Below are 10,892 nucleotides of genomic sequence, written 5' to 3'. Positions count from 1 at the left end.
GGCGTCGCCGACGCTGCGCACGCGGGTGGGCGGCATGGTGGAGGCGCTGGCCGCCTTCAGCGCCGGGCAGCCGGCGCCGGCGGCGCCATCGTCCGCCTTGTCGATGCCGGGCGCGTTGAAGGAGGGGGCGGGCATGCTGGCCGCGCCGGATGGCTTGCGTGTGGCTAGCCTGGCGCCGGAAGCGAAGGACTTGCTGGCGGCGCCGCGCAAATAAGCGCAGCCTGGCGGCGTTGCCTCAAAGCGGCTGGAACACTCCAGCCGCCTTGTTTTTCTGCACGTTATCCCACGCGAAGATCTTGCCGTTCATGGCCACGTACACGCCCGGCGGCAGGGTCTGCGCCACGCCGGCCGCGAAGCCCAGGTTGAACATCGCGTCGGAATTGGCGATCTCGTAGGGAATCATGGCGCCGGTCAGCACGATGGTCTGGCCCAGGCCGGCCGGTCCCAGCACGGCGGCCGTCTGCGGCATGGTGTCGGTGCCGTGGATGATGACGATCGCCTTCTCGCTGGCGGCGCGGCACGAGGCCAGGATGCGCTCGCGGTCGGCGTCCACCATGTCCAGCGAATCCATCAGCGGCAACTGTTCCAGCGCCACGTCCACCGTCAGGCGGCAGCGCGCCAGCAAGGCCGGCACATGGCTGTCGGCAAAGCCCAGGGTGCCGTTCAGTTCGTTGTAGTGTTTGTCGAAGGTTCCGCCGGTGGCGAGGATGCGCAAGGTCATGATGAAAGCTCAAGCTGGTTAAAATGATCTGCATCATAACCCAAACCGCAAGCTGAAAAGAGTCCCGCCATGGGCTGGAAACTTGGGCATACTATGTCTACACTGGTTTCTTTGTTCGTTTCGATCCCATGAAAGCCCTTGCCCCCGGAACCGTCATTTTCCACCGCCATCGCGGCTACGGCGTCATCACGTCGGTCAATCTGCTGACCGGCTGGATCTCGGCCCGTTTCGGCAGCGAGGCGCGGACGCTGGACCTGAACCTGTCCACCGACGAGGTGCAGTTCGCCGACGGCGAGGCCATCCTGTTCCGCCGCGCGCCGCCCGACCGCATGCCGCACGCGCGCCTGATGGCGCTGGTGCGCGCGCTGCACCAGGCCGGCTACCAGCGGCTGTACCTGTATTCCTGGCCCAAGCCGTCCGGGCTGCACTGGCGCTGGCATTTGTTCACCGGCCAGCGCGACTGGATGCAGCGCTCGTGGCGCGAGGGCTGGTACGGCTCGGGCGCGGACTACAACGTCAATCCGGTGATGGGCTGGGGCGACTCGCCCGGCGCCAGCACCGAGGAGCTGGTGCACGCGCTGGCCCGTTTCGACCCGCAGGGCCTGGCGCAGGCGCTGGACCGCGACGAGGACCACACCGCGTGGTTCGCCAATGTGTGCGACGCGCTGCTGCCGGGCTATATGTACAGCCTGGACATGCAGCGTCCCGACGGCGGTCCGCTGGTCGACATGCCGCCGGTGCCGGTGGTGCCGGTGCGCGCCACCTTGCCGCCGTACGCCGGGCCGGACATCGCCTGGCCGCCCGGCTGGGCCGGGCTGTGGAGCAAGGTGCACGCCATGCCCGCGCCGCGCATCAACCTGACCGGCCTGCCGGAAGTGCCCGAGCAGGCCGACTAGCGCGCGTTGGCCAGGTAGCCGGGGTTGTTGATCTTGTCGCAGCTGCCGGCCGCGAAATCGACGATGTTCTGGAACGCGTGGTGGAAGTACAGCTCGTAGCTGTCCTGCTCCACGTAGCCCAGGTGCGGCGTGGCCAGCACGGTCGGCATGCGCAGCAGCGGGCTGTCGGCCGCCAGCGGCTCGGACGGGAAAACGTCCAGCGCCGCGTAGCCGGGCCGGCCCTGCGGCAGCGCCTGTTCCAGCGCGTCCGGCTGCACCAGCTCGGCGCGGCTGGTGTTGACGAACAGCGCGCTCGGTTTCATGCGCGCCAGGTCCTCGGCGGTGACGATGCCGCGCGTGTCCGGATGCAGCCGCAGGTGCAGGCTCAGCACATCCGATTCCCCGAACAGCGCCTCGCGCGAGGCCGCCGCCGCATGGCCGTCGGCCACCGCCTTGTCGCGACTGGACTGGCTGCCCCACACCACCACCTTCATGCCGAAGGCGCGGCCATAGCCGGCCACCATCTGGCCGATCTTGCCGTAGCCCCAGATGCCCAGCGTGCGGCCCTTGAGCACCACGCCCAGGCCATTCAACTGCGGATTGATGGAGGCCGTCTGCCACAGGCCGTCTTTCAAATTGGTCGCGTACGGCACGATCTTGCGCGCGGCCGCCATGATCAGCGCCCAGGTCAGCTCGGCCGGCGCGGTGGGCGAGCCGACGCCCTCGGCGATCGCGATGCCCAGCCCGGTGGCGGCCTCGACGTCGACGTGGCCGGCCAGCTTGCCGGTCTGCGAAATGAGCTTGAGGTTGGGCAGCTTGGCCAGCAGCGCGCGGTTGAGGACGGTGCGTTCGCGGATCAGCACCAGCGCGTCGAACGGCGCCAGCCGGATGGCCAGCTGGCCCAGCCCGCGGGCCGAGTTGTTGAACACTTTAACGTCGTGTCCACGCAATAAATCAAAGCATCCGAGCGTGGCCGTGGCATTCTGGTAATCGTCGAGAATCGCAATTTTCATGGGAGATGACCGATCTTATAGGGAATTTCGTAGGGAAATAACGGCTTGCAAGAGAACCTGAATAGCTTACTACTTTACTCAACTAATTCTCCTACATTTTTGACTGGAACGGCTGTTGACGGGTGTACAATCGCCTCAAAAAACAGACCTGTCGATCATGAATCCAGGCCGCGCAAGACCGCCGTGACCCCGCCGACCCATTTCAAATGGGCCTCTGAGCGCAAGCCAAAAGCTGACGACGATCCTGCCGCACCGCAGAATTTTAATTAGCATTGGAGGTAGTATGAATCAACCCGTCATGGGTGGCGTTGCAGCACTGCTCAACGTCCCAGCTTACATCAAGCAGCAAAAGTTGATCAACTGGGTGGCCGAGATCGCCGCCCTGACCAAGCCGGCGCGCATCTACTGGTGCGACGGCACGCAGGAAGAATACGACCGCCTGTGCGGCGAGATGGTTGCCGCCGGCACCATGAAAAAGCTGAACCAGGAAAAGCGTCCGAACTCCTACCTGGCCTGCTCCGACCCGACCGACGTCGCCCGCGTCGAAGACCGCACCTTCATCTGCTCCAATACCAAGGAAGAAGCCGGCCCGACCAACAACTGGATGGCCCCGGCCGACATGCGCGCCACGCTCAACCCGCTGTTCGACGGCTGCATGGCCGGCCGCACGATGTACGTGGTGCCGTTCTCGATGGGCCCGCTGGGCTCGCCGATCGCCCACATCGGCGTTGAACTGTCGGACTCGCCATACGTGGCGGTCAACATGCGCATCATGACCCGCATGGGCAAGGCCGTGTACGACGTGCTGGGCACCGACGGCGAGTTCGTGCCGTGCGTGCACACCGTCGGCGCGCCGCTGACCGCCGGCCAGAAGGATGTCGCCTGGCCGTGCAACGCCACCAAGTACATCGTGCACTTCCCCGAGACCCGCGAAATCTGGTCCTACGGTTCCGGCTACGGCGGCAACGCGCTACTGGGCAAGAAGTGCTTCGCGCTGCGCATCGCCTCCAACATGGGCCACCAGGCCGCCGCGGTTGACGGCAAGGGCTGGCTGGCGGAACACATGCTGATCCTCGGCGTCGAATCGCCGGAAGGCAAGAAGCACTACGTCGCGGCAGCCTTCCCATCGGCCTGCGGCAAGACCAACTTCGCCATGCTGATCCCGCCGGCAAGCTTCGACGGCTGGAAAGTCACCACCATCGGCGACGACATCGCCTGGATCAAGCCGGGCGCCGACGGCCGCCTGTACGCGATCAACCCGGAAGCGGGCTACTTCGGCGTGGCGCCGGGCACCAACACCCGCACCAACTCCAACTGCATGGCCTCGCTGGGTTCGGACACCATCTTCACCAACGTCGCGCTGACCGACGACGGCGACATCTGGTGGGAAGGCCTGACCAAGGAAGCGCCTGCGCACCTGATCGACTGGCAGGGCAAGGACTGGACGCCGGCCTCCGGCACCAAGGCCGCCCACCCGAACGCCCGCTTCACCGTGGCCGCCACCCAGAACCCGGTGATCGATCCGGCCTGGGACGATCCGGCCGGCGTGCCGATCTCGGCCTTCATCTTCGGCGGCCGCCGCTCGACCACCGTGCCGCTGGTGACCGAGGCGCGCAACTGGGTCGAAGGCGTGTACATGGCCGCGACCATGGGTTCGGAAACCACCGCCGCCGCCGCCGGCCAGATGGGCGTGGTGCGCCGCGATCCGTTCGCGATGCTGCCGTTCATGGGCTACAACATGAGCGACTACTTCCAGCACTGGCTGAACATGGGCGAGCAGCTGGGCAAGCTCAACGCCGCCGCGCTGCCGAAGATCTACTGCGTCAACTGGTTCCGCACCGACGAGCAGGGCCACTTCGTCTGGCCTGGCTTCGGCGACAATATGCGCGTGCTGAAGTGGATGCTGGAACGCATCGAAGGCAAGGCGGGCGGCATCGAGAACATCTTCGGCACCACCCCGCGCTTCGGCGACCTGAAGTGGGACGGCATCCCGTTCTCGCCGGAAGAGTTCGAAACGATCACCTCGATCGACAAGGACGCCTGGCGCGAAGAATTGAAACTGCACGATGAACTGTTCGCCAAACTGGCCTACCATCTGCCGACCGAACTGACCGCCGTCAAGGCTGAGTTGGAGAAGCGCCTGGCACGATAAGCCGGCCGGAGGAGACCGAAAAAAGCCCCGTGTGCGCATGCAATGGCACACGGGGATTTTTTTGCTTGCAGTTTCGCACGGGTGTGCTAAAGTTCGGTCCATGGACACCCTGACCGCCAAAAGCGAAGCCACCTTCGCCACCATCATCGACGCCGCGCTGGACATGGCGGCGGCCGAGGGCATCGGCAAGCTGTCGCTGGGCGAGCTGGCCAAGCGCACCGGCATCAGCAAGAGCGGCGTGTTTTCGCGCGTCGGCTCGCTCGAGACGCTGCAGGCCGCCGTGCTGGACGAATACGACCGCCGCTTTGCGCAGCAGGTGTTCCTGCCTGCGCTGCAGCAGCCCAAGGGTTTGCCGCGGCTGCTGGCCATGGTCGCCGCCTGGTCGCAGCGCGCCTGCGACGAGAGCCTGCGCAACGCCTGCCTGTACAGCGCCGGCGCCTTCGAGTTCGACGACCAGGACGGCCCGCTGCGCGACCGCCTGCAGCAGGGCGTGGCGGCCTGGCGCGCCGCGCTGCGCAAGACCATCCTGCAGGCGATGGAGCTGGGCCACCTGCGGCCCGACACCGACGCCGGCCAGCTGGTCTACGAAATCTACAGCCTGATCGTGGGGCTGATCCATGACACCCGTTTCCTGCGCGACGAGCAGGCCAGGCGCCACATGCAGCGCGCCTTCAGCCGGCTGATCTCGACCTACAAAAGCTTCAACGACATGGAATAAACCTGCCGCAGCCCGTCTGCGGTTTTCTTGAAACTAATTTCGCACACCTGTGCGAAAAGGAGCCCGCTATGAAAACCGTCCTGTTCCTCTTGCCGCTCGCGATCTACCTGCTGTGCCGGCCCTTCAGCCGCACGCTCAGGTCGCTGCCAAATAACAACGACGACTTTATGCTGTTTTAAGCCGGGGAATTTGATTACAATCGGCCGATGGAAATCAAAACCCACACCGGCGAACAGGCCAGCCTGCTGGAGCGCATCGAGCACACCAAACGTCCCGACCTGGTCGTCATGATGGGCTATGGCGACGAGCTGCCGGTGTTCCGGCGCGCCCGCGCGCTGTGGGAGTTCTACGCCACCCACTTCCCCGGCATCGAACTCATTTTCCCGCGCTGGTCGAACAAGCTCAAACGCGGCGAGGTCGTGTCCGAAGGCCGCGACTTGCTGGTCGGCATCGGCGACGGCTTCCAGGGCGATGCCGGCTACAGCAACAGCGGCGTCTGGTCGCAGTCCGAGAACGCGCGCTGGATTTACCGGCAGGTGCTGGCGCAGGACTACGTGCTGCGCAACCGCGAAGGGCCGTTCTTCCTGTACCAGACCACGGTGACCTCGGTGGTCGATTTCCGCGGCCTGTGCACGGTGCTCGACCAGCTCGACCCCGTCAACTGCTACGCCGGCCCGCTGGCCCGGCTCAATGGGCCCGAAGCCTTCAACGGCCTGACCTTCGTCAGCGGCGCCAGCGTGGTGCTGTCGCGCGATGTGCTCGAGCGCATGCGCGAACGCTACGACCCGCGCCACGTCTTTGCCACCTTGCCCAACGATATCTGGCAGGCCGCCCTGCTGCATGACGTAGCGCGCCAGGCGCTGCCGACCTTTAACCTGGTCAAGCCGCGCGCCGCGCGCGCCGACGCCGGCTACATCACCGCGCTGGTCAAGCAGCAGCTGCAGCAGGGCCAATACCATTTCCGCGTCAAGACCGTGGCGCCGGAGGACGCGGCCGGACGGCGCGAAGACATCGATCCCTGGATCATGTTGCGCACCATGGAAGCCATCCTTGAAAGCGAGCACACGCCGGCGGCCACGCTGGCGCTGGTGGACAAGGTGCGCCGCATGACCGACGGCGGCGCCGGCGCGCCGATCGCGCAGATCCGCGCGGAGCCGCTGCATACCGGCCATCGCGATTTTCCGCTATCCGACCTCGAGATTGCGTAGCGCCGGTTTGAACCCGCAACTGATCATCTTCGATTTCGACGGCACGCTGGCCGACACGCTGCCGGTGTTCCTCGACGTGTTCGACCAGGCCGCCGACAAGTACGGCTTCCGGCGCATGGACCGCGGCCGCCACCACGCGCTGCGCCAGCTCGACGCCCGCCAGATGATGGCGCTGCACCAGATCCCGCTGTGGAAGGTGCCGGCCATCGCCACCTTCATGCGTTCTGCGATGGGGCGCAGCGTGGCCGGCATCCGCCTGTTCGACGGCATGGCCGGGGTGCTGCGCGCGTTGAAGGCGCGCGGCGTGCTGCTGGCCGTGGTCAGCTCCAACTCGCGCGACAACGTGGTCAACGTGCTGGGGCCGGAACTGGCCGCGCTGTTTTGCCGCTTCGAATGCGGCGCCTCGCTGTTCGGCAAGCTGCCCAAGATCCGCAAGGTGCTGGCCGCCACCGGCGTGGCGCGCGAGCACACGCTGCTGATCGGCGACGAGATCCGCGACGCCAGGGTCTCGGCCGAAGCCGGCATCGACTTCGGCGCCGTGGCCTGGGGCTTCAACAACATCGAGGCGCTGATCGCCGAGCGGCCGGCGCGCGTGTTCCGGCAGGTGGACGAACTGCTCGCCTAGGCCGGTGTTGTTAAATTTCGAAACCCCGGTTGGGGAAATTCATACCTGCGGCGGCGCGGAAAGCAGGTAGTCTTGCGCACTCCCCCGTGCGCGGCACGGCAACCTGGAGAACGATGATGAGGCCTTTCCGTGCGATCGCCCTGGCCGCCGTGTGCGCGGCGGCCTTGCCTGCGCATGCCACCCAAGCCACCACCGCGCCGGTCAGCGTGACGGGCGGCGCCATCGCCGGCCTGCGCGACGGCGACATGCGGAGCTACCTCGGCATCCCCTACGCCGCGCCGCCGGTGGGCGCGCTGCGCTGGCAGGCGCCGCAGCCGGTGGCGCCGTGGACGGGCGTGCGGCAGGCGCGCGAGTTCTCCGCCGCGTGCGCGCAATCCGCGCCCTGGGTCACCAATCCCAAGAGCGAAGACTGCCTCTACCTCAACCTGTGGGCGCCCGCGCGCGTTGCCAGGCTGCCGGTCATCGTCTGGATCCACGGCGGCGGCTATTACGGCGGCACGGCCGCGCAGCCGCTGTACGACGGCGCCAACCTGGCCCGGCGCGGCGCCATCGTCGTCACGCTGAACTACCGGCTCGGCATCTTCGGCTTCCTGGCCCATCCGGAGCTGTCGGCGCAATCGCCCGACCATGCGTCCGGCAACCAGGGCATCCAGGACCAGATCGCCGCGCTGCGCTGGGTGCGCGACAACATTGCTGTCTTCGGCGGCGACCCGTCCCGCGTGACCATCGTGGGCGAATCGGCCGGCGGCGAGTCGGTCGCCATCCTGGTGGCGTCGCCGCTGGCCAAGGGCCTGTTCCAGCGCGCCATCGCGGAAAGCGGCAACGACGCCATGCCCATCGAACCCGCCGAAGACGCCCAGTTCGACCGCAAGACCGCCGAGGCGCAAGGCGCGGCCCTCGCGCCGCACCTGGCCGATCTGCGCGCGATGGATGCCGCCTCGCTGCAACAGCTGGCCTGGTCGCCGCGCACGCTGGTCGACGGCCACGTGCTGCGCGAAGACCTGACCACGATCTACCGCAACCACCGCCAGAACGACGTGCCGCTGCTGGTCGGCTGGAACGCCGAGGAGGGCAAGGACCTGGCGCCGGAAATCCTCGGCATCGGCGACTTCACGGCGGCCGGCCACCGTGAGCTGGTGGCCAGGCTGGTGGGCCATCCGCCGTCGGCCGCGCTGCTGGCCGCCTATCCCGGCGCCACGGATGCCCAGGCCCGCGCCTCCATCGTGCAACTGACCAACGACTGGTGGGGCTGGCGCATGACGCACTGGGCGGGCCTGCAGGCGCGCCACGGCCAGTCCAAGGCCTATGCCTACTTCTTCGCGCACCAGCCGGCCGAGCCGGCCACGCCGTGCGGCTACGGCTGCGGCGCCGGCCATGGCGCCGAAATCCCCTACGTGTTCGACAATCTCCACACCGATAAGCGCACGTGGAGCGCGGCGGACCGGCAACTGGCGGCCAGGCTGGCCGACACCTGGGTCGCCTTCGCCCGCACCGGCAGCCCGAACGGCAAGGGCTTGCCGGCCTGGCCGGCCTACGACGGCGGCGCGGCGTCCATCCTGCGCATCGGCGGCGCGGCGCAGCTCAAGGCCCATCCGCTGCCGGACCTGAGCGAGACCGGACCGCTGCGCGGCGACTAGCCGGCCTGTCCTGCCGATCCGCGAAAAATGCATTCCATGACCGTGTTTTAACATTCCGTCTCAATCCGCGCGCCTGGCGCGGCGGGGCGGCATACAGTGCATGCTCAACATTTTTCCGATAGGCCTCTAGACATGACAACTGCAACCACCCGTATCGGCGTCGCCAGCGCCCTGTTGTTTTCCCTGATCCTGGGCGTGGCCCATGCCGACACCCCGGCACCCGACCTGGCCGGCCGCCGCGAGGCGCTGAACTCCCTGATCAAGGAACAGTGGGAATACACGATGCGCTCCAGCCCGGAATGGGCCTCGCTGCTGGGCGACAAGCGCTACAACGACAAATGGTCGGACTTCTCGCAGGCCGGCATCGACGCCGACCTCAAGGTGACGGCCGACTTCCTCAAGCGCTTCGAGGCCATCGACACCACCGGCTTCCCGCTGCAGGAACAGCTGAACCGCGAACTGATGGTGCGCCAGCTGCGCCAGAGCGTCGAAGGCGGGCGCTTCAAGGAATGGGAGATGCCGCTGGCGCAGAACTCCGGCATCCACATCGACACGCCGCAGCTGGTGTCGGCGCTGCCGTTCGAGACCGTCAAGGACTACGAGGACTACATCGCGCGCCTGCACGCGCTGCCCAAGCTGTTCGACGAGACCCGCGTGCAGATGGAGAACGGCGTGCACGACAAGCTGATGCCGCCGAAATTCCTGATCCCGAAAATCGTCAAGCAGTGCGAGGACGTGGCGGCCATGAAGCCGGCCGATTCGCCGTTCGCCGAGCCGCTGAAGAAATTCCCGAAAGAGTTCTCGGCCGCCGACAAGGCGCGCCTGAGCAAGGAGGTGCTGGCGGCGGTGCAGAAGGACGTGATCCCGGCCTACCGGAAGCTGGCGGTCTACACCAAGACCCGGTACGCGCCGTATGGCCGCACCGACGTCGGCATGTGGTCGCTGCCGGATGGCGCGGCGCGCTACGCGTACAAGGCCAAGTCCTCGACCACCACCGCCATGTCGCCGGAGGAGATCCATCAACTGGGCCTGTCCGAGGTCAAGCGCATCGAAGGGCTGATGCTGGCGACCGCGCAGAAGCTGGGCTACCAGGACCTGAAGAGCTTCAACAAGGCGGTGGCCGCCAAGCCGGAGCTGCATCCGAAATCGCGCCAGGAGATCATCGACCTGTACCAGAAATACACGGACCAGATGTACACCCAGTTGTCGCAGCAGTTCGGCGTGCTGCCGAAGGGTAAAGTGGAGATCAAGCCGGTCGAGGAGTTCCGCGAGAAGGGCGCGTCCGCCGCGGCCTACATGCCCGGTTCGCCGGACGGCAAGCGCGCCGGCCGGGTGATGGTCAACACCGGTGACTTCGCGCACCGCTCGACCATCGACATCGAGACCACAGCGCTGCACGAAGGCGTGCCGGGCCACCACATGCAGCTGACCATCGCGCAGGAGATCGAAGGCTTGCCGACCTTCCGCCAGCAGGGCAACTACACCGCCTACGCCGAGGGCTGGGCGCTGTACTCGGAGCGGCTGGGCGAGGAGCTGGGCTTCTACAAGGATCCCTACAGCTACTACGGCCACCTGCAGGACGAGATGCTGCGCGCGATCCGCCTGGTGGTGGACACCGGCCTGCACTACAAGAAGTGGAACCGCCAGCAGGTGGTGGACTTCTTCCACGACCACTCGGGCATCGAGGAAGTGGAAGTGCAGAGCGAGACCGACCGCTACATCGTGTGGCCAGGCCAGGCGCTGGGCTACAAGATCGGCCAGCTGAAGATACTTGAGCTGCGCGACTATGCGCGTAAAGAGCTGGGCAGCGGCTTCGACATCCGCACCTTCCACGACCAGGTGCTGGGCGCGGGCGCGTTGCCGATGGACGTGCTGGAGTCGCACATCAAGGACTGGGTGAGCGCGGAGAAGCAGAAGCAGACCCGCGTCACCGCGCAGTAAGC

10 protein-coding genes are annotated in these 10,892 nt (G+C 66.7%); 8 read left to right on the top strand and 2 right to left on the bottom strand.

Translation table 11 applies throughout. The features are described from left to right. The coding region (locus GTP90_RS20065; protein WP_217432012.1) for a hypothetical protein at positions 1–214 on the top strand (214 nt) is incomplete at its 5' end. Positions 215–235: 21 nt separating this feature from the next. On the opposite strand, the gene GTP90_RS20060 is transcribed toward GTP90_RS20065, so the two are convergent. Further along, a complete protein-coding gene (locus GTP90_RS20060) occupies positions 236–721 on the bottom strand; it encodes an asparaginase domain-containing protein (RefSeq protein ID WP_117015400.1) in 486 nt (161 codons plus the stop codon). 128 nt (positions 722–849) lie between these two features. Here GTP90_RS20060 and GTP90_RS20055 point away from each other — a divergent pair, with 128 nt between their 5' ends. After that, positions 850–1,617 carry an L-asparaginase gene (locus GTP90_RS20055; protein ID WP_161085191.1) on the top strand — a complete coding sequence of 256 codons (768 nt, stop codon included), beginning with the start codon at positions 850–852 and terminating at the stop codon, positions 1,615–1,617. Here the strand turns inward: GTP90_RS20055 and GTP90_RS20050 are convergent. Beyond that, the gene (locus GTP90_RS20050; protein ID WP_161085190.1) at positions 1,614–2,609 is read right to left on the bottom strand and encodes a D-2-hydroxyacid dehydrogenase family protein; all 996 of its coding nucleotides are present in this window, start codon (positions 2,607–2,609) and stop codon (positions 1,614–1,616) included. The two genes, GTP90_RS20055 and GTP90_RS20050, sit on opposite strands and share 4 nt — an antisense overlap. Positions 2,610–2,892: 283 nt before the next feature. Between GTP90_RS20050 and GTP90_RS20045 the strand changes: the two genes are divergently transcribed. The 6 genes from GTP90_RS20045 (at position 2,893) to GTP90_RS20020 (ending at position 10,890) form a co-directional block, all read left to right on the top strand. Then, positions 2,893–4,761, top strand: a complete 1,869-nt coding sequence (locus GTP90_RS20045) for a phosphoenolpyruvate carboxykinase (GTP) (protein ID WP_161085189.1) — start codon at positions 2,893–2,895, stop codon at positions 4,759–4,761. Positions 4,762–4,861: 100 nt separating this feature from the next. Beyond that, entirely contained in the window at positions 4,862–5,479 is a 618-nt protein-coding gene (locus GTP90_RS20040; RefSeq protein WP_161085188.1) for a TetR/AcrR family transcriptional regulator, read from the top strand. 206 nt (positions 5,480–5,685) lie between these two features. After that, positions 5,686–6,687, top strand: coding sequence for a hypothetical protein (locus GTP90_RS20035; protein WP_161085187.1), 1,002 nt, complete (start codon positions 5,686–5,688; stop codon positions 6,685–6,687). 7 nt (positions 6,688–6,694) lie between these two features. Next, on the top strand, positions 6,695–7,312 hold the full coding sequence (locus GTP90_RS20030) for an HAD hydrolase-like protein (protein WP_161085186.1): 618 nt from the start codon (positions 6,695–6,697) through the stop codon (positions 7,310–7,312). A 113-nt stretch (positions 7,313–7,425) separates the two neighbouring features. After that, complete coding sequence (locus GTP90_RS20025) at positions 7,426–8,949, top strand: carboxylesterase/lipase family protein (RefSeq protein WP_217432010.1); 1,524 nt, start codon at positions 7,426–7,428, stop codon at positions 8,947–8,949. Positions 8,950–9,081: 132 nt separating this feature from the next. Next, the gene (locus tag GTP90_RS20020) at positions 9,082–10,890 is read left to right on the top strand and encodes a DUF885 domain-containing protein (protein WP_161085185.1); all 1,809 of its coding nucleotides are present in this window, start codon (positions 9,082–9,084) and stop codon (positions 10,888–10,890) included. Positions 10,891–10,892: the final 2 nt, after the last annotated feature.

It is taken from the genome of Duganella vulcania (assembly GCF_009857655.1).
In the GTDB taxonomy this organism is placed as follows: domain Bacteria; phylum Pseudomonadota; class Gammaproteobacteria; order Burkholderiales; family Burkholderiaceae_D; genus Rugamonas; species Rugamonas vulcania.
The sequence above is the reverse complement of the archived record's forward strand: the minus strand, read 5'-3'. Positions and strand labels throughout refer to the sequence as shown.